Here is a 20726-nt window from a genome sequence, read left to right as displayed (position 1 = left end):
CGGGGGGAAGGCCTATCAAACCTCTGTTCACGCACGGCCCTGTGCCCAGTTACCGCATGCTGCTGTGTGCGGTCATGGCCTTTGCGTTGATGTTTGCCGAACATCGCTTTCCCATCATGGAAGAGTTGCGTTCCCAACTGACGACGGTCGTGGCGCCGGTGCAATGGGCGGTCAGCCAGCCCAGCGAGATGCTGTCCTGGGGGGCGCTGGTGCTTTCGGACCAGCGTCAGTTGGTCGAGGAGAATCAGCGTCTGCGCGAGCAGCTGTTGACCCTGTCTCACCGGGCCCAGCGCATGGCCAGCCTGACGGCGGAAAACGTGCGCCTGCGCGAGCTGTTGCATGCCGCCGAGCGCGGCGACGTGCCCTATATCACTGCCGAACTCCTGGCGCTGGATTCCGATCCTTTCACACAGCAGATGGTCATTGACCGGGGCTACCGCGACGGTGCTTATATCGGCCAGCCGGTAATGGATGCCTCGGGTCTGATCGGGCAGATCACGGCGGTATCCGCCTACACCAGTCGGGTGCTGATGGTGGCGGATGCCAGCCACGCCGTGCCGGTACAGATCAATCGCAACGGGCTGCGCTTCATCGTCCAGGGCACGGGCAAGTTCGATACGCTGAACGTGCTCCACGTCCCTGCCACAGCGGATATCCGCGAGGGCGACCTGCTGGTCACGTCCGGCCTGGGCGAGCGCTTCCCGCAGGGGTATCCGGTGGCCAAGGTGGTCAATGTGACGCAGCAGCCCCACGAGCCTTTCGCCCGGGTGGAAGCCGCGCCGTTGGCCCAGCCCGAACGCTCGCGCCATTTCCTGCTGCTGTTTCCCCCTCCCGTGCCTTCCTTTCCCGATGATCAGGACGAGGCTGACGCCTCTCGGACGCCCGGCGCCGATGATGTGCCGGAAAGTGATGCCCAGAGCAGTGATGCCCAGGGCAGTGATGCGTCAGGAAACGACGAGCAGGCCCCGGCGGCCAGCACTGAGGAGGCGGGTTGATGGCGAAGCGCTTGTCCGGTGTGGCGACGATCTGGTTGACCCTGCTGCTGGGGCTCTGCCTGCAGGTCATGCCCCTGCCGGATGCCTGGCTGATGTGGCGCCCGGACTGGCTGGGACTGATGCTGGCCTACTGGTGCGTCGCCACGCCGCAGCGGGTCGGGGTGTTCCACGGGTTCATTCTGGGCATCCTGCTGGACCTGATCGAAGGAGCTCCGCTAGGGCAGAATGCCCTGACGTTGTCGCTGCTGGCCTACATGTGTCTACTGCTCTATCAACGCCTGCGTGCCTACAGCATCTGGCAGCAGGCGGTGATGATCTTCGTGCTGCTGGGGATCGTGCAGTTGATCGAGCAGTGGTTGCGCACGATCTTCGGGCCGGTGTCGATCCATCTGGCCTTCCTTCTGCCGGCGCTGATCGGGTCGGTATTGTGGCCATGGCTGTTCACGATGCTGCAGGCGCTGCGTCGACGTCTCGATATCGCCTGAATTCACGTCAACTCTTCGCGTCGTTTCAGGAGCTCGTCATGGATGAATCTCCGCATCCCGTATTATGCCTGGCCTCGGCGTCACCACGACGTCGCGAGTTGCTGGCGTCGATCGGCGTCGCTGTCGAAGTGGCGCCCGCCGACATCGATGAAACGCCTCGCCCCGACGAGCCTCCCGGCGATTATGTCGTGCGGCTGGCACGCGCCAAGGCCTCGGCGGGAGCCCGGCATTCCCGGCTACCCGTGCTGGGATCGGACACCGCCGTGGTGCATGCCGGGCGTATCCTGGGCAAGCCGCGTGACGCGGCGCACGCCCGTGACATGCTCATGCGGCTCTCGGGCCACACGCACGAGGTGTTGACCGCGGTTGCGGTACATGGACCTCGGGGACTCCTCGATACCTGCGTGACGACGCGGGTCACGATGCGTGAATTGTCGAGTGAGGAGATCGAGGCCTACTGGGCCACGGGAGAGCCCGCCGACAAGGCGGGAGCTTACGCGATTCAGGGATTGGCCTCGATATTCGTTGCGCATGTCGAAGGCAGTCACTCTGCGGTGGTCGGCTTGCCGCTGTTCGAGACGGCGAGGCTGCTCGAGGCTCAGGGAGTGCCGCTGTGGGCGGGGCGGCGAGCTATGTCATAATCCTGGGATAGCACATGACAGCCAGCATAAGGATTCCTGCATGAGCGGTGAGGTTCTGATCAATCTGACGCCGATGGAGACCCGGGTTGCCGTCGTCGAGAATGGCGTGCTGCAGGAAGCCTTCATCGAGCGTAGCTGGCGTCGGGGAATCGTCGGTAATATCTACAAGGGCAAGGTGGTGCGGGTCCTGCCGGGCATGCAGGCCGCCTTCGTCGATATCGGCCTGGAGCGTGCCGCCTTCATTCATGTGCATGAGGTGCTGCCGCCGAATACGCCGCCCGACGAGCATGTCTCGATCAATCACCTTCTCCATGAAGGACAGTCGCTGATCGTTCAGGTCACCAAGGACCCGATCGGCACCAAGGGCGCGCGCCTGACCACGCACCTTTCGGTACCGTCCCGCTATCTCGTCTACATGCCCGATTCCCCCCATACCGGTGTCTCGCAGCGCATCGAGGACGAGCGTGAGCGCGAGCGGCTGCGGGCCCTTGTCGAGGAGTGCCATGCCGAGCAGGACGGTGAGGTGCCGGGGGGCTTCATCATTCGCACGGCGGCAGAGGGGGCCGGCAAGGAGGAGCTCTGCGCCGACATGCATTTCCTGCTGCGTCTGTGGCGCAAGGTCAGCGAGCGCAAGATCACCGCGCCGGTGCCCAGCCCCATCTATGACGACCTGCCGCTGTTCATCCGTACGCTGCGCGATGTCATGCGCGACGAGATCGAGAAGGTGCGTATCGACTCGCGGGAGAACTTCGTCAGACTCAAGGAGTTCGCCAGCGAATTCATGCCCGGTATCGAGGAGCGCATCGAGTACTATCCGGGCGAGCGTCCCATCTTCGATCTCTACAGCGTCGAGGATGAGATCCAGAAGGCCCTGGGGCGCAAGGTCCAGCTCAAGTCGGGGGGCTATCTGGTCATCGACCAGACGGAAGCGATGACCACCATCGACGTCAACACCGGGGGATACGTCGGGCACCGCAATCTCGAGGAAACCATCTTCAAGACCAATCTCGAGGCGGCCACGGCGATCGCGCGGCAGCTACGGTTGCGCAACCTCGGCGGCATCATCATCATCGATTTCATCGATATGGAAGAACCCGAGCATCAGCGTCAGGTGCTGCGTGTGCTCGAGAAGTCACTGGAGCGTGACCATGCCAAGAATAAGCTTACCGGGGTGACGGAGCTGGGGCTGGTACAGTTGACTCGCAAGCGTACCCGCGAAAGTCTGGAGCAGACACTATGCGAACCCTGCCCGACCTGCCACGGACGCGGGTCGCTCAAGACCCCGGAGACGGTGTGCTACGAGATATTCCGCGAGATAATGCGCGAGGAGCGCGCCTACAGTCCCGATACCTACATGGTGCTGGCCTCACAGCCGATCGTCGATCGCCTTCTCGACGAAGAGTCGGCCGCCGTGGCGGATCTCGAAGCCTTTATCGGCAAGACTATCCGTTTTCAGGTCGAGGGACGTTACTCGCAGGAGCAGTACGACATCGTGCTGATGTGATGCCATGAGTGCCTTTCGCCTCCTGCAGCGCTGGGCACTGACACTGCTGGCCCTGGGGCTGGTCGGTATTGCCGTCGTATTGCTGCTGCTGCGTCTGGCGATGGGGCTGATCGGGGATTATCGGGACGAGATCGAGACGCTGCTGTCCCGCCAGTTCGCTGCCGATGTTCAGCTCGAGTCCCTCGAGGGACGCTTCGAAAGACTGGACCCCGCGCTGGGCATGCGTCATCTGCACATGACCTCGCAGGTCGAAGGGAACGATCGGCCCCTGCTCGATATCGAGGAGGCGCAGGTACGCCTCGACACCCTGGCGTCGCTGGGCGCCGGTTATCCGGTGATTGCCGATGCTCATGCCGAGCGCGTCACGTTGCACCTCTACCAGGCGGCGGATCATTCCTGGAACTGGCCGGGTGAGGCGGACATGCCGGATTCCGATCCTCTGGATCTTCCTGTCGACGTGGAGCAGATCGACTTCTGGGTCGAGGCACTGCTGCGTCAGCGGGTTCAGATCGAGCAGGTGCGGGTGCTGATGCATGGGCTGGATGAAACGGTGACGTTGGTGGCGCCACGCCTGCTGCTCACGGGCGGTTCCGGGCGGGCCCATCTTGAAGGCGTGTTGCAGGTCGAAGGCCAGCCGGACACCGCGCTGAGCACGGTATTGGAAGTCCTGCCGGGTGAGCAGGGACGGGGGCGTTTCAATGCCGCGCTGCAGGTGGACATGAATGCCGGCAGCCTGCTGGCGCTGGGGCGGGTGTTGACGGCTCAGGAGCGTTTCTCGCTTCAGCACGTGGAGGGTGAGGCCACGCTGTGGGCTCGCTGGCAGGATGGCCAGGCACAGGATGTCCGCCTGCGCCTGGACGTGCCCGAGCTGACCCTGGCGGATGCGGTTCGCGATACCGACATCAAGCTGCGCGATCTGGGACTGCGTGCTCAGGCCATGCGAGCCGAGGACGATAGCTGGGACGCTTGGGTCAACGGCCTGTCGTTGCGCCGTGAGGAAGATACCGAGTCGCACTGGCCGGCGCAGCTGACCGCACATTGGGATACCGGGCAGTGGTGGGTGCGAAGCACTGCCTTCGAGTTGCAATCCCTGGATCCCTGGCGATTGATGCTACCCCTGCCTGCCCAGCTCGATCGGGCGCTGACTCAGCTCTCTCCCCAGGGCCGTATCGAAGGTGCCGAGCTGGGACGTCGGCAGGGTGTCTGGCAGGGCCGGGTTGCCCTGCTCGGCGCGCAGGCCACGGCCTGGGACGGCGTGCCGGGAGGCGGGCCGCTGGATGCCTGGGTGGAGTTCGAAGGGCGTGACGGGACGGCGAAGTTTCGGGGAGAGGATGGCATGCAGCTGGCCTTTCCCGAGGTATTTGCCGCGCCGCTCGATCTCGACTACGGCCGGGGTGAAGTGGCATGGCATCTCGTGGATGGTGGAGCCGACCTCGAAGGCCGGAAGCTGCGGGCAGGCTGGCACGGGGCGGACGCCAAAGGTCAGTTCGACGTGGCGCTACAGGAGGCGGGGCCTGGCCATCTCGACCTCGAATTAACGTTCGCCAATGTCGATGCCCGCCAGACGCCACTCATCGACTGGCTACCCACCCGAGTGCTGGAGCCCGAACTGCAGGAGTGGCTGTCGGGCGATATGGGCGGGCTCGTCACCGAGGGACGGCTCTCCCTGTCGCAGACCCTGACCCGGCGCGAGGCTCCCGAGGGTGAGATGTTCGCCAATCCCGACGATCGTCTGTCGCTTGCCTTGGATATCGTCAAGGGCCGCTTGCAGTATGCCCCCGAGTGGCCGGTGCTCGAGGACGTTGCCGGCCATCTGATGCTGGAGAACGAGACGCTACGAGCGCAGATCGAGCAGGCGAGTGCCATGGGGCTTCAGGCCCGCAACGGGCTCGTGACGATGCAGGACGAGCAGTTGACGGTCACCGGCGAGGTGGCGGGCAACAGCGGAGCCCTGTTCGATTTCCTGGCGGCGGCTCCTCTGGAGGAACTGAGCCAAACCTTTGCCGAGTGGGAGAGCCAAGGCCAGGTGGATGCCGAGTTGCACATCGCTCTGCCCATCGAGACGCCCGAAGCGGTGGAGGTCGATGCAACAGGCCGTATCGCCGAGGGGCATCTGGCGTTTCAGGAGCCCGAGCTGGCCCTGGACGGTATCAATGGCGAACTGCACTATCACCATCAAGATGAGCAGGACATCCTGACGGGGACGCTCGGCGCCAGAGCGTTCGAGGGACCGCTTCAGGCGGAATTCGACGTCGGAGGCAGCGGTATCCGCATCGAAGGTCGCGCCCTGGCCCGCGGGCTACTTGACTGGGCGGGGCTTGCCGGCGCGGAATCCCTGCTGTCGGGCTATTTTCCCTATCGGGCCGATGTGGCCTTCGACACATCCAATAACGCCACGCTCAAGCTCACCAGTCATCTGCAGGGGCTGGCGATCCATCTCCCGCCCCCCTTCGGCAAACAAGCGAGCGACGAGGTGGCACTCATCATCAATGCGGATATCGCGGCAGGCAGCGGTCAGGTGGCTCTCGATGACTGGGCCACGGCGCGCTGGCGCCATGTCGGGGAGCTTCAGCAGGGGCAGGTATGGCTGGAGCAACAGCCGCAATCTCCCCGCTGGCCGGAGGGAACGGGGTGGCGAGTGGCCTGGCAGCCGGCGAGCATCAATCCGCAGCAGTGGGCAGACGCGCTCTCCGGCATCGATGTCACCGCCCTGCCGAGCCAGCGCGACGAGCTGGCTGATGAGTTGACCTCAAGGCCCGGCATGCTGCAGGGCGTCAGCGTGTCGACGCCGTGTCTTTACGTCGAGCGCTGTCTGGGCAGTATGGAAGTCAACGCCCAGCCGCGTGGCGAGGACTGGGTCTTGTCGATTGCCGGCTCCCTCGGCGAAGGCCGCGCAGAGTGGTCCGGGCAGGCGGATACGCCCATCGACGTGGAGCTGACACGCCTGAATCTGGATGCGTTATTGCCAGCGGAAGAGGCGGCTGCGACCACTCGGGAAGATACCGCGCCTATCACCCTGACCGAGCAGATTGCCGTGGCGCCCACATCCGCCCCATTTCCTGCGTCTCTCGGAATGCTGCCGGCCGGTCGGCTGCGCGTGGCGACGCTCGAATACAACGAGGCTACCTTTGGACCTCTGGATGCCCGTTGGGAAGCCTCCGACGCGCGATTGAACGTAGCACCGCTAACGCTGGTCATAGATGACATGACGGCCAGCGGGGAACTGACCTGGGAGGCGTCGGGAGAGGCTGCCAGTCTGACCCGGGCCCGACTCGACATGACAGGAACGAATGTCGAACGCACGCTGGAAGCGTTGGGCCAGCCCCCGATCCTGACCAGCAAGCAGGCCAGCCTGGATGCCCAACTGGCTTGGCCGGGCGCTCCCTGGCAGTTTGCTCTGGAGCGTTCGCGCGGCAGTCTGGGCGTGGAGCTGAGAAACGGACGGTTTCGCAATGTCGACTCGGCATCCGCCAAGCTGCTCGGGCTGCTCAACTTCGACAATATCTTGCGGCGGCTGGCCCTGGATTTCAGCGACGTGACCCGGCAGGGCACTGCATTCAACAGTGTCGATGGCCGTGCGACGCTCTACGATGGCCGGCTGGAAACGCAGGATGCCGTTGAAATCGATGGTGTCGCGACCCATTTCTCCTTGCAAGGCGAAGTGGACCTGCTCAGACAGCTTCTCGACCTGCGGCTGGGCATTACCGTCCCGGTCAGCCAGAACCTGCCGTTGGCGGCTCTGCTGGTCGGGGCGCCACAGATCGGTGCCGGATTGTTCGTCGCCCACAAGGTCTTCGGTCGTTGGCTTGACCAGGCCACTCAGATTCACTATCGCGTGCACGGCCCCTGGTCGTCGCCGCAGATCACCCAGGAAAGTGTCCAATGACGCCACAGCGTGACAATGCCCTCAACGAGGCGACTTCCACCCTCCTTGTCCCCGGCGGCCTCGACATCGCATCGCTGGATGCGGCCCTGGAACATGCCATGGGGCCCGGCATCGACTATGCCGATCTCTATTTCCAGCGCAGTTGGCACGAGAGCTGGGTGCTGGAGGACGGCGAGGTCAAGGATGCCAGCTACAACATCGATGGCGGTGTCGGCGTACGCGCCCTGGCTGAGGAGAAGACCGGCTTCGCCTACTCCAACCAGATCACCCCCGAGGCACTGGCGGAAACCGGACGTACCGCCTCGGGAATCGCCAGAAGTGGCGCCCGCCAGCGAATCCAGGAAGTCAGCTCGCCCCTGGCCGTGTCACGCTACGCGGGCACGGACCCGCTGACCGGACTGTCCGCCGAGGACAAGATTGCCATGCTCAAGGAGGCGGATCGTGCCGCCCGCGCCGCCGATCCCGCCGTCTCCCAGGTCAGTGCATCGCTGACCGGTGAATACGAGGTGGTGCTGGTGCGCGCCAGTGACGGGACGCTGGCCGCCGACATCCGCCCGCTGGTACGTTTCAATGTCAGCGTCATCGCCGTGCGCAACGGTCGACGCGAACGCGGCAGTGCCGGCGGCGGCGGGCGCTATGCCATGTCGCGCCTGCGCGACGAGGCGGTTGCCGAGCGCTATGCCAAGGAGGCGGTGCGTCAGGCCCTGGTTAACCTCGAGGCCGTCGATGCGCCGGCTGGGCAGCTGCCGGTCGTGCTGGGTAGCGGTTGGCCGGGCATCCTGCTGCACGAGGCGGTGGGGCATGGCCTGGAGGGGGATTTCAACCGCAAGGGCAGCTCGGCCTTTGCCGGACGCATGGGCCAGCGGGTGGCGGCACGCGGCGTCACGGTGGTCGATGATGCCACGCTGCCCGATCGGCGCGGTTCGATGACCGTCGATGATGAAGGGACGCCGGGAGCTTATACCCCGCTGATCGAGGATGGCATCCTGACCGGCTACATGCAGGACAAGCTGAACGCCCGACTGATGGGCATGGCGCCTACCGGCAACGCCCGTCGTGAATCCTATGCGCATCTGCCGATGCCGCGCATGACCAACACCTACATGCTGGCGGGTGAGCACGACCCCGAGGAGATCATCAAGAGCGTCAAGCGGGGCATTTACGCGGTCAGCTTCGGTGGCGGGCAGGTTGATATCACCTCCGGCAAGTTCGTGTTCTCGGCCAGCGAGGCCTATCTGATCGAGGACGGGCGGATTACCGCTCCGGTGAAAGGGGCCACCCTGATCGGCAACGGTCCCGAAGCCATGGGGCGCGTTTCGATGATCGGCCACGATCTCGAGCTGGATACCGGAATCGGGGTGTGCGGCAAGGAGGGGCAGGGCGTGCCGGTAGGGGTCGGTCAGCCGACGCTGAAGCTGGACGAGCTGACCGTCGGCGGCACGCAGTCCTGAGCACATCCGGCTTGCCGGCACCCCGCCATGCCATCATGGCATCTGCTGGACGCCGGCAAGCCGACGGATTACAGCCTGCAGCGAACTACAGCCCTGCCGTGTCGCGCAGGAGTCGAAACAGCTTGCGGGCGTTGGTCGGGGGCTTGTCGAGTTCATTCTCACGCTTGGCATTGCGAATCAACTGGCGCAGGGCCTGGCGGTCGACATCGGGATATTCGGCAATGAAGGCTTCGACGGTTTCGGATTCTTCGGCAATGAGCCGGTCACGCCACTTCTCGAGCCGGTGGAAGCTCTGGTCGCGGCGTGCCTTTTCCTGGTCGAAGGCCTCGAAGGCGTTGCGGATGCCTTCCAGATCCTCGCCGCGCATCACCTTGCCGACATATTGCATGTGGCGACGGCGCCCTTCGTGGGAGCGGATCCGTGACGTTTCCTCCACGGCAGCCAGCATGTCGTCCGACAGCGGCAGGTGGGCGCGCTCGGCGTCGTTCAGCGCGATAATTCTTTCGCCCAGCGCCTGCAGAGCGTGCATTTCCTGCTTGCGCTGGGTTTTGCTCGGCCGCCCGTCCGGGTCGGCGGGGTGATCGAATGACATTCCACTACCATTATCGTTGGGGAGAGCGGGACAGTATATCAGCCCGCCCCCCTTTCCCATCAGGGCAAGAATACAGGAGCACACCATGAGCCAGGCTTTCGATGCTTTCGAGCAGCAGGCGCGTCTGGAATCCCGCGTCACGCAGGCCCTTGAGCTGGCCAAGCAGCTGGGCGCCGACGCCTGTGAGGTGGGTGCAAGCGTCGATCAGGGCATTGGTGTCAGCGTCCGCCTCGGAGAGGTGGAGACCGTCGAGCTGTCGCGCGATCAGGGCATCGCCGTGACGGTGTACGTCGGCAAGCGCAAGGGCAGCGCCTCCTCTTCGGATGCCTCCGAAATGTCGATCCGGGCCGCGGTGGAAAAGGCCCTGGACATTGCGCGCTATACCGGCGAGGACCCGGCATCGGGGCTGGCTGAGGCGGAATTGATGGCGACCGACTTTCCCGACCTCAAGGTGCATTATCCCTGGAGCCTGAGCACGGAGGATGCCATCGAGCGGGCGCTGGCATGCGAAGCGGCCGGGCGTGACGTGGCCGGTATCACCAACTCCGACGGGGCAAGTCTGTCGAGCGGTGAGGGCGTGCGCGTCTATGGCAACAGTCACGGCTTTCTGGGCAGCCAGCGGGGTAGCCGTCATTCGCTGTCGTGCATGTTGATTGCCGGCGACGACAAGGGCATGCAGCGCGACTACGACTATTCCAGTGAGCGCGACCCGAGCAAACTGCGTCGTGCGGAGGAGATCGGGCGAAGCGCTGCCGAAAGAACGCTCAGGCGCCTGGGGGCCAAGCGTCCGGCGACGGGCCGTCTGCCGGTACTATTCGCGCCCGAACTGGCCAGCGGGCTGATCGGTCATTTCCTCAGCGCCATCGCTGGCGGATCGCTCTATCGTCAGGCCTCCTTCCTCTGCGACCAGTTGGACGAGATGGTCTTTCCCGAGTGGTTCAGCCTGGAGGAGAGGCCGCGCGAGGTGGGTGCGATGGCCAGCGCGGCCTTCGATAATGATGGCGTGGCCACGCGCGACAACCGCTTCATCGAGAGTGGCCGACTGGCCAGCTACATGCTGTCGGCCTACAGTGCCCGGCGGCTGGGCATGACCACCACGGGAAATGCCGGCGGGGCGCGCAACGTGCGTCTGGAGGCCCCGTTGGCGTCGCATGACGAACTGCTTGCCCGTATGGGGCGTGGTGTGCTGGTCACCGAGCTGATGGGGCAGGGCGTCAATACCGTCAGTGGCGACTACTCGCGCGGTGCGGCAGGATTCTGGGTCGAGAACGGCAGGATTCAGCACCCGGTGGAAGAGTTCACCATCGCTGGCAATCTGCGCGACATGTTCGCCAACCTGGCGGGCGTGGGCAACGATGTCGACACCCGCGGCAGCATACATACCGGAAGCTGGCTGATCGGGGAGATGACCGTCGCCGGAGAATGATGGGAGATCGCTTGGCAAACCATGCAACGCCCCGCTTCAGCGGGGCGTTGCATGAGAGGTTTCGTGAGTCGGGCCCGGCAAATCAGAGATAGAACAGCGTGGCCAGGCCAAGAAACGCCATGAAGCCGATGACATCGGTGATGGTGGTCAGGATGACGCTGCCCGAGAGGGCCGGGTCGATCTTGGCTTTCTTGAGCATGACGGGCAGCAGAGTGCCGGCCAGCGCTGCGGTGAGCAGATTGATGATCACCGCCGTGCCGATGATCCAGCCCAGCGTCAGATCCTTAAACCAGACGATCGCGATGCCGGCCACGACCAGGGCCCAGAGAGCGCCGTTGAGCATCCCCGTGATGAGCTCGCGATTGAGCAGCCAGCGGATGTTGCTGCCCGAAACGTGCCCCAGGGCGATCCCCCTGATCAGCACGGTCAGGGCCTGGGAGCCGGCGATTCCTCCCATGCTGGCGACGATCGGCATGAGAACGGCCAGTGCCGTCACCTGCTGGATGGTCGTCTCGAACAGGCCGATGACGGCCGAGGCCATGAAGGCGGTGATCAGGTTGATGCCCAGCCATACGGCGCGCCGCCGACTGGTGCGCAGCGCGGGAGCGAAGGTGTCTTCCTCCTCGTCGAGGCCGGCCATGCTCATCACGCGATGCTCGGCGTTGCCACGAATGACGTCGACGACGTCATCGATGGTGATGCGTCCGAGCAGCCTGCCATCGGTGCTGATCACTGGCGCGGAGATGAGATCGAACTTCTCGAACAGCGTGGCCACCTCGGTTTCCGCCGCCGTCGCCTGGATGGCCACCGCATCGGTCTCCATGACTTCACGTACCGACATCGAGGGATCCGATACCAGCAGAAGGTTGATCGGCAGAGTACCGATCAGCTCGTCCCGACGGGTCACGACCAATAGGGTGTCGGTCGAGTCGGGAAGACGCTCATGGCGGCGCAGGTAACGCAGCACCACATCGAGGGTGATATCGGGGCGGATGGTGATGGTATCCGTGTTCATCAGGCCGCCCGCGGTGTCCTCGGGATAGGACAGCACCGTCTCGATACGCTGGCGTTCCTGAGTCTCCATCGACTGGAGAACCTCGAGAATCACGGTATTGGGGAGACGCTGTAACAGGTCGGCCAGATCATCGACATCGAGCCCTTCGGTTGCGGAAAGCAGTTGTTCCGCGTCCATTCGGTTAAGAAACTCGGTCTGGATGTCCTCGTTGAGATACTGCAGCACTTCGCCCTGCAGGTCGGGGTCGATCAGCTCCCAGAGCAGGTTGCGTTCGCGCGGAGGCGTCGACTCCAGCAGATGTGCCACATCCACGGGTGCCAGCCCCCGATTGAGCATGCGCCGAGCCTGATCCAGTGCACCGCTCTCCAGTGCCTCATTGAGCCTGGCCAGTCGGGGCTGAAGCTTATCGGGGTTCGTGCTCATGCAGAGACACCTTCTGTCGACTCTCGCTGGGATGGGGTGCGCTTGCAGTACGCTTTCGCTGCGCCGATTCTATCATCGTCGGCGAGACAGGCGAGGGGAAAAGAAACGATGTTCGGCCAGGCCGACGCTGCCGATGTCAGTCGGGGAATCAGGCGTCTTCTTCGAAGCGGGATGCGAACAGTGCTTCCAGTGCGTCAATGGCGGCGTCGGCGTCTTCGCCTTCGGCATGAATCTCGAGGATCGTGCCGCAAGGTGCGGCCAGCATCAGCAACGACATGATATTGGCCGCATCGGCGACTCGCGTACCGTGCGTCACGCTCACGCGTGCCTGGTAGGGCTGGCAGCACTGCACCAGCTTGGTTGCCGCGCGAGCGTGCAGCCCGCGCTGGTTGATCAATGTCAGCTCACGACGGGGCACTGGAGGAATCCTGTGGCGTGCTCTGAATGCCCAGTTCACGATGGCGTAGCCGAACGCCAGACAGGTGGCCGGCAAAGTGCCGGGCCAGTCGCTCGACCAGATAGACGGAGCGATGCTGTCCCCCGGTGCAGCCTACGGCCACGGTAAGGTAGCTGCGATTGCTGTCCAGATAGGCCGGCAGCCAGCGTTCCAGCCAGTCTCGAATGTCATCGCCCATGGCGGCGACGTCGGGGTACCCTTCGAGAAAGCGGATGATTTCCTCATCACGCCCGTTGAAAGGCCTCAGTCGTGGGTCCCAGTAGGGGTTGGGCAGGCAGCGGACATCGAACACCATGTCGGCATCGAGGGGCACACCTTTCTTGTAGCCGAACGATTCGAAGGTCAGCGTCAGCGAGCGTCCGGTGTGACGTGCCACCTGCTCGGCGATACGGCCCCGCAGGTCGTGCACGGAAAGGTTGGAAGTATCGATGATGAGATCCGCCAGATGACGGATCGGCGTCAGGTAGTGCTGCTCATGCTCGATGGCTTCGGCCAGGCTCATCTCGCTATCCCGGGTCAACGGATGGCGCCGTCGGGTAGCCGAGTAGCGTTCCAGCAGGATCTTGGAATCGGAGGTCAGATAGACGACCTGGCTATGGATGCCGCGTTCGCGGATACCTTCGAGCAAGCCGGGAAAACGCTCCAGCGACTCGGGCAAGTTGCGTGCATCGATACTTACGGCAATGTTGCTGCGTGCCGGTGGCGCGGATTGCAGCTCGCCGATCAACGCCACCAGCAGATTGGCGGGCAGGTTGTCGATCGCATAGTAGCCGAGATCCTCGAGAGCCTGCAGGGCGACGGATTTTCCTGAGCCGGAGCGGCCACTGATAATGACGAGCTGCATGGGATTTCCTAACGGCCGGTATCGGAGTGACGTATCGCATCGATGAGGATGTCGTGGAGCTCACGTTGACTTCCCGCCTGGCGCAGCTTCGTGCGGGTCGTGGCGTCGTTCATGACCCCGGCGACCTGGGCGAGCAGCGCAAGATGCGTATCGTCGGCTTCCTCCGGCACCAGCAGGACGAAGATCAAGTCCACGGGCTCGCCATCGATGGCATCGAAATCGATGGGAGTCTGCAGGCGAAGGAAGCCGGCAATCGGTGTCTTGCAGTGCGGGTTGCGTGCATGAGGGATGGCGACGCCGTTGCCGATTCCGGTACTGCCCAGTCGCTCGCGACCGATCAATCGGCTGAAGACCTCCTGACTGTCGAGACTGGGGGTATTCTGGGCGATGAAGGTGCTGAAGAATTCCAGCACCCGCTTTTTACTCCCCCCGGTGACACCGAACAGCGTGCGCTCGGGGGGTAGGATATTTTCCAATCTCATGATAGGGAGTTAGCGGGCACTGGTGCCTTGGGCACGTGCCTGAGCTTTTTCCTTGTGTTTGACCAGTTGGCGATCGAGCTTGTCGGCCAGCGCATCGATGGCCGCGTACATGTCATTATCCTGAGCTTCGGCATGCAGGTCTGCGCCGGCGACATGAAGCGTGCAGGCGGCTTGTTGTCGTTCCTTCTCGATGGAGAGCGTTACCTGGGCGAGGGTGATGCCGTCATAGTGACGCGCCAGGCGCGCGAGTTTTTCATTCATATAGTCACGCAGGGCGTCACTGACTTCAACATGATGGCCGGTGATGTTGACTTGCATGGCACGCTCCTTTTCCAACGGGTGCCATTTGATTGTAATCCTTTTTATGCTGCTGCATACCCCTTCGCTTGGGTTGGGCCACGTCAGGCGAGACGCTTGCGTTCGCTGGATGAGGGGATGCCCATCGCCTCGCGATACTTGGCGATCGTGCGGCGTGCCACCTTGATGCCGTCCTTGGCCAGCAGGTCGACGAGCTTGCTGTCGGAAAGCGGCTTGCGTGGCGGCTCATCGCCGATCAATTTCTTCAGGCGGGCGCGAATCGCGGTGCTGGAGTAGGCGTCGCCCTCCCCATCCGAGCCGCCCACATGGCTGGAAAAGAAGTACTTGAGTTCGAAGACGCCGCGAGGGGTGTGGATGAACTTCTGCGTGGTGACCCGCGAGATGGTCGACTCATGCATGTCCACGGCCTGGGCAATGTCGGCCAGTACCAGGGGCTTCATGGCCTCTTCGCCGTGAGTCAGGAAATCGAACTGGCGGGTCATGATCTCGCGACCCACGCGAAGGAGGGTGTCGTTACGACTGGACAGGCTCTTGAGCAGCCAGCGGGCTTCCTGCAGATGCTGCTTCATGAAAATGTTGTCGTCGCTCTTGTCGGCACGGCGGATCAGGGCGGCGTAATCGGGCTGGATGCGAACCCGGGGCAGCGCCTCGGGATTGAGTTCGATGCGCCAGCCATCCCGACCATGGCGAGCCACGAGATCGGGGATCACGTAAGCGCTGCTGCTGTCGTCGAAGGCCTGACCCGGCCGGGGATCGAGCGCGCGGATCATGGCGATGACCGCGTCGAGTTCGGCATCTTCCAGGCGTAGCCGTCGCTTGAGCTGTTTGCGGTCATTGCCGGCCAGCACGTCGAGGAACTGGCGTACTAGGCGCTTGGTCTGGGGCAGCAGCGGCGTGTTCTCGGGCAGGTTGCCAAGCTGCAGCAACAGGCATTCGCGAAGATCCCGTGCGCAGACACCGGTAGGGTCGAACTGCTGTATCCGCATCAGGACCTGTTCGGTATCGTCGAGCTTGAGCGCGTCGAGACCCTGCTCATGCAGCCCTTCGGTCAGCTCGTCCAGCGGCACGCTGAGATAGCCATCGCTGCCTACGGCGTCGATCAGACTCTCGGCGATCGCGCGGTCCCGTGGCGAGAAGTCGGCCATGGCCAGCTGCCAGTTCAGATGGTCCCGCAGGCTCGTACCGGCGGCATTGCGATCGAAATCGGGCCCGTCTTCACCGCTGCCCGCCGGCCCGCTGGCGGCCGGGGCCGCATCCTGGAATGTGTCCGACCATTCACTGTCCAGAGCCAGCTCATCGGGAATGTCGCTGGCCCACTCGTCTTCCGGAGCCTCGCTGACTTCCTGCTCGCCAAAGGCCTCGTCGAGTTCCAGCATGGGGTTAGCCTCGAGCGCCTGCTGGATTTCCTGACGCAGATCCAGAGTAGAGAGCTGGAGAAGCTGAATCGCCTGCTGGAGCTGGGGAGTCATGGTCAGCTGGGTGCCGACACGAAGCTGCAGCGTAGGTTTCATGGCCATGGTGATGTGGGGTCACTTGCCGTTGATAAATAACATACGTTATCTGCGTGGAGCATGACATGCAAGCGGTAAGCAACAATCATGCCACGCAGGATTGTATGGTGGTATGTCATTGACTGGCAAGCGGAAGCTTCCGGTAGTGTTCGGAACGCCGTTAAAGGCGGAATTCGTGGCCCAAATAGACGTCGCGCACCCGCTGGTTGGCCAGGATCGCTTCGGTACGACCCTCGGCGATGATGCGTCCGTCACCGACGATATAGGCGTTATCGCAGATGTCGAGGGTTTCGCGCACGTTGTGATCGGTGATCAGTACGCCGATGTCGCGGTCACGCAGCTGGCGGATGATGCCCTTGATTTCGCCCACCGAGATGGGGTCGACTCCTGCGAAAGGTTCATCGAGCAGTATGAAGGCAGGCTCGGTGGCCAGCGCGCGGGCGATTTCGACCCGACGGCGTTCGCCACCGGAGAGGCTCATGCCGGCATTGTTGCGGATGTGGCCGATGTGAAACTCTTCGAGCAGCTCTTCGAGGCGTGCCTTGCGATCGGTCTTGCCGAGCTCGGAGCGGGTCTCGAGTATCGCCATGATGTTATCGGCCACCGATAGCTTGCGGAATATCGAGGCTTCCTGAGGCAGGTAGCCGATCCCGGCCCGGGCGCGCTTGTGCATGGCGGCGCGTGAGAGATCCTGCTCGTCGATCTGCACGCTGCCCGCATCGGCGCGTACCAGGCCGACGATCATGTAGAACGAGGTGGTCTTGCCGGCCCCGTTGGGGCCGAGCAGCCCTACGATGCTGCCTTGGCGAATCGCCAGACTGATGTCGTGAACGACCCGTCGTCCCTTGTAGCTCTTGGCCAGGTTGGTGGCGCTCAGGGTCTTCATGAAGAGGCATCCTTGTCGTGCGCGTGATTTTGCCGAGCCGCCCAAGGGCGGCTCGGTAGACCGTTGGGGTTACTGCTGCTGTGGTGTCAGGGTCATGCGGACACGTTGGCGCTCGCTGCCCTGAGTCTGGGAGCGGGCCTGCACCTGACGGCGATCGAGAAAATACTCCACGTAGGCGCCGTTGAAGGTGTCACCGCCCTGGTGCAGCTCGGCCTGATCGATGAGTTCCACGCGGCGTTCGCCGGCATGATAGATGATGGTCTTCCCCCAGCCCTTGACGACGGGGTCCTCAGGGGCCGGCTTCTGCTCGAGATAGGCGCGATCGGCGCCTCCGGTGGCGGTCACCCGAGTCACCTGGCCGCTGTCGTTGCGCTGGATCTCGACACGCTCTGCACGCAGTTTCATGCTGCCCTGCTGCATATCGACATTGCCACTGTAGACGGCCGTACCCTGGCGCTCGCTCAATTCCAGGCGATCCGCGGCGATCTCAATGGGCGCACTGGCGTCACCTTCGAGGGCGATAGCCGGCGCGGGAAGGGCCGTCAGCAGCACGAGAGACAGAGCAGCGGTGATAAGTTGCATCATGAGGAATCCTTGGCAAGCGGGGGGTGATGGCCGCGAACATCGCCGGTCAGGCGCATGCGCTCTTCGTTGATCCAGGCGTCGAAGCGCTCGCCGCGCACGCGCTGATCCTGCTGGCGCAGGACGGCTTCGGTATCGCTCCAGGCATGCGCTTCGACGCTATCGTAGTGCAGCACCTGCGTGTCGAGCCGCCAGCCTTCTCCCGGTTGCTGCAGCTGTGCCTCGCCTTCGAGCGTCAGCAGTCGACCGTTGGGGCCAAGCCGCCCCTGAGTGGCGCTGGCGATCCACTCGCGCGATTCGGCATCCAGCAGACGCGCTTCAGGCGTTACGGTGCGAATCACGTCGTCGACCGGGGTATGCACGAGCCTCGGTGTCTCGAGATGCTGATAAGGACGGCCCTGGGTATCGAAGCGGGTCAGGGTGACCCCCTCGAGGAAATAGTCGGGCTCACCTGCTGCGTCGCTGGGCACCGGGCCGGGCTGCATGACGTCACGCTGTTCGAACAGGGCCAGGATGCCACCCAGAACGACCAGTATCACGACCAGCCAGATGCGGGGCAGATAGCGGGAAAAGAACCGCGTCCTCACGATCAGCCTCTGCGCTGGCCGTGGAGGTAGGTGTCGAGTACCGATGCCCAATGCCCCTGAGCCTCGAGCAGGAGATCGCAGATCTCGCGCACCGCACCCTGGCCGCCGTGGCGTTCGGTCACCCAGGCGGCATTCTGACGAATGTAGTGGGGCGCATTGGGAACACTGATGCCGAGCCCGACACGACAGATGGCGGCGAGATCGGGCAGGTCGTCACCGCAATAGGCGATCTGGGGCATTTCCAGGCCGAGCTTGTGGCGTAGCTCGGTCAGTGCGCTGAGTTTATCGGAATGACGCTGCATGACATGCTCGATGCCCAGTTCGTCGGCGCGACGGCTGACCATGGGCGACTCGCGCCCGGTAATCAGGGCCACCTGCATGCCGCTCTGGAGCAGCAGCTTGATGCCCTGTCCGTCGAGAATATTGAAGCTCTTGATCTCCTGGCCGTCCGCCTGGAAATGCAGGGAGCCGTCCGTCATTACGCCATCCACGTCCAGTGCCAACAGGCGAATCTGGCGGGCCTTTTCCAATAAACGCGTGTCCTGGGCCATGAGTTATCTCCTTATATGACGCCGTGAGCCAGCAGGTCGTGCATGTGCAGGGCGCCGATGGGGCGCTCCTGCTCATCCAGGACCGCGAGGGCAGTGATGCGACTGTCTTCCATTATACGTACCGCTTCGGCGGCGAGGACACCCGGACGGATCGTTTTGCCGCCGCGGGTCATGACGTCATCCACCGTCAGCGTACGCAGATCGGCATGCTGATCCAGCGTACGACGCAGATCGCCGTCAGTGTAGACCCCGGCAAGATGTCCCTGCGGGTCCACCACGCAGGTGAATCCCAGCCCCTTGCGGGTGATCTCCAGCAGAGCGTCGCGCAGAGGGCTGCCCAGCGTCACGCTCGGTAGCCGCTCGCCGGTGTGCATGAGATCCTCGACCTTGAGCAGCAGGCGCCGGCCCAGGCTGCCGCCGGGGTGGGAGAGGGCGAAATCCTCGGCGGTGAAGCCTCGGGCCTCGAGCAGCGCCACTGCGAGTGCGTCACCCAGTGCCAGCGCCGCGGTGGTCGAAGAGGTCGGGGCCAGATCCAGCGGACAGGCTTCGCGCTCGACGCCAGCGTCGAGATGGGCGTCGGCATGTCGGGCCAGCGTCGAGGCGGGGCGTCCGGTCATGCTGATCAGCGGGGCGCCCATGCGCTTGAGTAGCGGGAGCAGGGCAATGACTTCGCTGGTCTCGCCGGAGTTGGACAGCGCCAGTACCACGTCCTTGGGCGTGATCATGCCCAGATCGCCGTGGCTGGCCTCACCCGGGTGGACGAAGAAGGCGGGAGTTCCGGTGCTGGCCAGCGTGGCGGCAATCTTTCGCGCCACGTGACCGGACTTGCCCATGCCGGTGACCACGACTCGTCCCTGGCAGGCCAGAGCCAGATGACAGGCGCGATCGAAATCCTCGGACAGCTTGGCGATCAACGCGGCGATCGCCTGCTGTTCAAGTGTCAGGGTACGCCGTGCGCTGGCGCGGAAGTCGTGCTCGGTAGGTGTCGTCATGCGATGATTGTTGCTCCCTGCGAGAAATGACTCAAGTGGTAGGGCTTCCCGGCACGGCACCCAGCACGAGAATTGTCATGTAAGTCAGGTAGGTTGCCAGCAAAAGCGCCCCGGTGGGGCGGCCCAGCGTCGCGTGTCGGCGAATGACGAGTGCCGCGCCCAGCAGCAGTGTCAGCCCCAGCATGACCGGATAGTCGCGTGTGGGAGCCTGCGGATCCGTGGGCCCGGGTGACAGCAGGGCAGGAATGGGCAGTACGATCAGCATGTTGAACAGGTTCGAGCCAATGATGTTGCCAATCGCAATGTCATGCTGGCGCTTGAGTGCGCTGGCCACGCTGGCAGCCAGTTCGGGAAGGCTGGTGCCGATGGCGACTACGGTCAGCCCGATGACCAGGTCGCTGATGCCGAAGGCGGCGGCGATGTGGGAAGCGCCCCAGACCAGTAGGCGCGAGCTGGCTGATAGCAGTACCAGACCGACAACCAGCCACGTCAGGCCCCGACCCAGCGTCATGTTGGGCACTTGATCCTGCTCGTGGCCGGGGGCGTCGGTGCGTATCCACGCCCATAGGCTTATCGCCAGCAGCGCAAGCAGCAGAACGCCTTCCTTGATTCCCAACATGCCGTCGATCAGTACCGCGCCGGCCAGTAGCGTGGCAACCATCAGCAATGGCAGTTCGCGGCGTACCAGTGATGCATGGATGGGAACGGGGGCGACCAGCGCCGTAATGCCCAGCACCAGCCCCAGATTGGCGATGTTGGAGCCCAGGGCATTACCGGTTGCAAGATCGGGCTTGCCCGTCAACGAGGCCATGAACGAAACCAGTATCTCGGGCGCTGACGTGCCGATGGAGACGATCGTCAATCCCACCAGCAGCTTGCTCATGCCGGCACGATATGCCGTCGCGGCTGCACCTTCGACGAAACGGTCGGCGCTCCAGACCAGGCCGATCAGCCCGATAACCACGGCGATGAGGGGCAGCAGCATGGGAATCCGTGCGTCGACAATGGGCTGCCCATTAAACGCACTCATCATCTGCGATGCAAGGCGAATGCTGGCGGGAAGAGAGGGGTTAGGATACGATGTTCGATAATTTATTT

General features: G+C 63.6%; 20 protein-coding genes. 7 read left to right on the top strand and 13 right to left on the bottom strand.

Going from position 1 to position 20726, the window contains the following annotated elements; all coding sequences use genetic code 11:
* The first annotated feature begins 14 nt into the window (after positions 1-14).
* From mreC to tldD, 6 genes are read left to right on the top strand one after another with little or no spacing between them, the layout of a single operon-like run.
* Positions 15-995 carry a rod shape-determining protein MreC gene (gene mreC, locus ACYQ12_RS12325; RefSeq protein ID WP_459874514.1) on the top strand — a complete coding sequence of 327 codons (981 nt, stop codon included), beginning with the start codon at positions 15-17 and terminating at the stop codon, positions 993-995.
* Complete coding sequence (mreD, locus tag ACYQ12_RS12320; protein WP_459872104.1) at positions 995-1480, top strand: rod shape-determining protein MreD; 486 nt, start codon at positions 995-997, stop codon at positions 1478-1480. Before mreC ends, mreD begins: the two co-directional genes overlap by 1 nt.
* 38 nt (positions 1481-1518) lie before the next feature.
* On the top strand, positions 1519-2121 hold the full coding sequence (locus ACYQ12_RS12315) for a Maf family protein (RefSeq protein ID WP_459872102.1): 603 nt from the start codon (positions 1519-1521) through the stop codon (positions 2119-2121).
* Between the two features lie 40 nt (positions 2122-2161).
* Complete coding sequence (gene rng / locus ACYQ12_RS12310) at positions 2162-3625, top strand: ribonuclease G (protein WP_459872100.1); 1464 nt, start codon at positions 2162-2164, stop codon at positions 3623-3625.
* Positions 3626-3629: 4 nt separating this feature from the next.
* The gene (locus ACYQ12_RS12305; RefSeq protein WP_459872097.1) at positions 3630-7511 is read left to right on the top strand and encodes a YhdP family phospholipid transporter; all 3882 of its coding nucleotides are present in this window, start codon (positions 3630-3632) and stop codon (positions 7509-7511) included.
* Positions 7508-8962 (top strand): metalloprotease TldD, encoded by a 1455-nt coding sequence (gene tldD, locus ACYQ12_RS12300; RefSeq protein ID WP_459872094.1) that lies wholly within the window; start codon positions 7508-7510, stop codon positions 8960-8962. Before ACYQ12_RS12305 ends, tldD begins: the two co-directional genes overlap by 4 nt.
* Positions 8963-9047: 85 nt before the next feature.
* On the opposite strand, the gene yjgA is transcribed toward tldD, so the two are convergent.
* A complete protein-coding gene (gene yjgA / locus ACYQ12_RS12295; protein ID WP_459872092.1) occupies positions 9048-9554 on the bottom strand; it encodes a ribosome biogenesis factor YjgA in 507 nt (168 codons plus the stop codon).
* 85 nt (positions 9555-9639) lie between these two features.
* Here yjgA and pmbA point away from each other — a divergent pair, with 85 nt between their 5' ends.
* Entirely contained in the window at positions 9640-10980 is a 1341-nt protein-coding gene (gene pmbA, locus ACYQ12_RS12290) for a metalloprotease PmbA (protein ID WP_459872089.1), read from the top strand.
* Between the two features lie 82 nt (positions 10981-11062).
* Here the strand turns inward: pmbA and mgtE are convergent, their stop codons facing one another.
* The 12 genes from mgtE to ACYQ12_RS12230 all read right to left on the bottom strand — a co-directional run bounded on the left by mgtE (position 11063) and on the right by ACYQ12_RS12230 (position 20613).
* On the bottom strand, positions 11063-12418 hold the full coding sequence (gene mgtE / locus ACYQ12_RS12285; RefSeq protein ID WP_459872087.1) for a magnesium transporter: 1356 nt from the start codon (positions 12416-12418) through the stop codon (positions 11063-11065).
* 148 nt (positions 12419-12566) lie between these two features.
* Positions 12567-12836: an HPr family phosphocarrier protein gene (locus ACYQ12_RS12280; RefSeq protein WP_459872085.1), complete on the bottom strand. Its 270-nt coding sequence runs from the start codon at positions 12834-12836 to the stop codon at positions 12567-12569.
* Entirely contained in the window at positions 12823-13719 is an 897-nt protein-coding gene (gene rapZ / locus ACYQ12_RS12275) for an RNase adapter RapZ (protein ID WP_459872082.1), read from the bottom strand. The genes ACYQ12_RS12280 and rapZ overlap by 14 nt, the downstream gene beginning before the upstream one ends.
* 8 nt (positions 13720-13727) lie before the next feature.
* On the bottom strand, positions 13728-14201 hold the full coding sequence (gene ptsN, locus ACYQ12_RS12270; RefSeq protein WP_459872079.1) for a PTS IIA-like nitrogen regulatory protein PtsN: 474 nt from the start codon (positions 14199-14201) through the stop codon (positions 13728-13730).
* 9 nt (positions 14202-14210) lie between these two features.
* Positions 14211-14519 carry a ribosome hibernation-promoting factor, HPF/YfiA family gene (gene hpf / locus ACYQ12_RS12265; protein ID WP_459872076.1) on the bottom strand — a complete coding sequence of 103 codons (309 nt, stop codon included), beginning with the start codon at positions 14517-14519 and terminating at the stop codon, positions 14211-14213.
* Between the two features lie 83 nt (positions 14520-14602).
* Positions 14603-16036 carry an RNA polymerase factor sigma-54 gene (locus ACYQ12_RS12260; RefSeq protein ID WP_459872073.1) on the bottom strand — a complete coding sequence of 478 codons (1434 nt, stop codon included), beginning with the start codon at positions 16034-16036 and terminating at the stop codon, positions 14603-14605.
* Positions 16037-16190: 154 nt separating this feature from the next.
* Positions 16191-16916 (bottom strand): LPS export ABC transporter ATP-binding protein, encoded by a 726-nt coding sequence (lptB, locus tag ACYQ12_RS12255; protein ID WP_459872071.1) that lies wholly within the window; start codon positions 16914-16916, stop codon positions 16191-16193.
* Positions 16917-16985: 69 nt separating this feature from the next.
* Positions 16986-17501 (bottom strand): lipopolysaccharide transport periplasmic protein LptA, encoded by a 516-nt coding sequence (gene lptA / locus ACYQ12_RS12250; protein ID WP_459872068.1) that lies wholly within the window; start codon positions 17499-17501, stop codon positions 16986-16988.
* Positions 17498-18085 carry an LPS export ABC transporter periplasmic protein LptC gene (gene lptC / locus ACYQ12_RS12245; RefSeq protein WP_459872066.1) on the bottom strand — a complete coding sequence of 196 codons (588 nt, stop codon included), beginning with the start codon at positions 18083-18085 and terminating at the stop codon, positions 17498-17500. The genes lptA and lptC overlap by 4 nt, the downstream gene beginning before the upstream one ends.
* Before the next feature lie 2 nt (positions 18086-18087).
* Positions 18088-18636, bottom strand: coding sequence for a KdsC family phosphatase (locus tag ACYQ12_RS12240; RefSeq protein WP_459872064.1), 549 nt, complete (start codon positions 18634-18636; stop codon positions 18088-18090).
* A gap of 11 nt (positions 18637-18647) precedes the next feature.
* Positions 18648-19628: a KpsF/GutQ family sugar-phosphate isomerase gene (locus ACYQ12_RS12235; RefSeq protein ID WP_459872062.1), complete on the bottom strand. Its 981-nt coding sequence runs from the start codon at positions 19626-19628 to the stop codon at positions 18648-18650.
* A 31-nt stretch (positions 19629-19659) separates the two neighbouring features.
* Positions 19660-20613: a calcium/sodium antiporter gene (locus tag ACYQ12_RS12230; protein WP_459872059.1), complete on the bottom strand. Its 954-nt coding sequence runs from the start codon at positions 20611-20613 to the stop codon at positions 19660-19662.
* Positions 20614-20726: the final 113 nt, after the last annotated feature.

This window comes from Halomonas shantousis (genome assembly GCF_054654615.1).
The sequence above is the reverse complement of the archived record's forward strand: the minus strand, read 5'-3'. Positions and strand labels throughout refer to the sequence as shown.

What these genes read in the sequence shown, in the direction of transcription:
- mreD (WP_459872104.1), top strand. Translation starts at nt 995, where the DNA reads ATGGCGAAGCGCTTGTCCGGTGTGGCGACGATCTGGTTGACCCTGCTG.
- ACYQ12_RS12315 (WP_459872102.1), top strand. Translation starts at nt 1,519, where the DNA reads ATGGATGAATCTCCGCATCCCGTATTATGCCTGGCCTCGGCGTCACCA.
- rng (WP_459872100.1), top strand. Translation starts at nt 2,162, where the DNA reads ATGAGCGGTGAGGTTCTGATCAATCTGACGCCGATGGAGACCCGGGTT.
- ACYQ12_RS12305 (WP_459872097.1), top strand. Translation starts at nt 3,630, where the DNA reads ATGAGTGCCTTTCGCCTCCTGCAGCGCTGGGCACTGACACTGCTGGCC.
- tldD (WP_459872094.1), top strand. Translation starts at nt 7,508, where the DNA reads ATGACGCCACAGCGTGACAATGCCCTCAACGAGGCGACTTCCACCCTC.
- yjgA (WP_459872092.1), bottom strand. Translation starts at nt 9,554, where the DNA reads ATGTCATTCGATCACCCCGCCGACCCGGACGGGCGGCCGAGCAAAACC.
- pmbA (WP_459872089.1), top strand. Translation starts at nt 9,640, where the DNA reads ATGAGCCAGGCTTTCGATGCTTTCGAGCAGCAGGCGCGTCTGGAATCC.
- mgtE (WP_459872087.1), bottom strand. Translation starts at nt 12,418, where the DNA reads ATGAGCACGAACCCCGATAAGCTTCAGCCCCGACTGGCCAGGCTCAAT.
- rapZ (WP_459872082.1), bottom strand. Translation starts at nt 13,719, where the DNA reads ATGCAGCTCGTCATTATCAGTGGCCGCTCCGGCTCAGGAAAATCCGTC.
- ptsN (WP_459872079.1), bottom strand. Translation starts at nt 14,201, where the DNA reads ATGAGATTGGAAAATATCCTACCCCCCGAGCGCACGCTGTTCGGTGTC.
- hpf (WP_459872076.1), bottom strand. Translation starts at nt 14,519, where the DNA reads ATGCAAGTCAACATCACCGGCCATCATGTTGAAGTCAGTGACGCCCTG.
- ACYQ12_RS12260 (WP_459872073.1), bottom strand. Translation starts at nt 16,036, where the DNA reads ATGGCCATGAAACCTACGCTGCAGCTTCGTGTCGGCACCCAGCTGACC.
- lptB (WP_459872071.1), bottom strand. Translation starts at nt 16,916, where the DNA reads ATGAAGACCCTGAGCGCCACCAACCTGGCCAAGAGCTACAAGGGACGA.
- lptA (WP_459872068.1), bottom strand. Translation starts at nt 17,501, where the DNA reads ATGATGCAACTTATCACCGCTGCTCTGTCTCTCGTGCTGCTGACGGCC.
- ACYQ12_RS12240 (WP_459872064.1), bottom strand. Translation starts at nt 18,636, where the DNA reads ATGGCCCAGGACACGCGTTTATTGGAAAAGGCCCGCCAGATTCGCCTG.
- ACYQ12_RS12235 (WP_459872062.1), bottom strand. Translation starts at nt 19,628, where the DNA reads ATGACGACACCTACCGAGCACGACTTCCGCGCCAGCGCACGGCGTACC.
- ACYQ12_RS12230 (WP_459872059.1), bottom strand. Translation starts at nt 20,613, where the DNA reads ATGCTGCTGCCCCTCATCGCCGTGGTTATCGGGCTGATCGGCCTGGTC.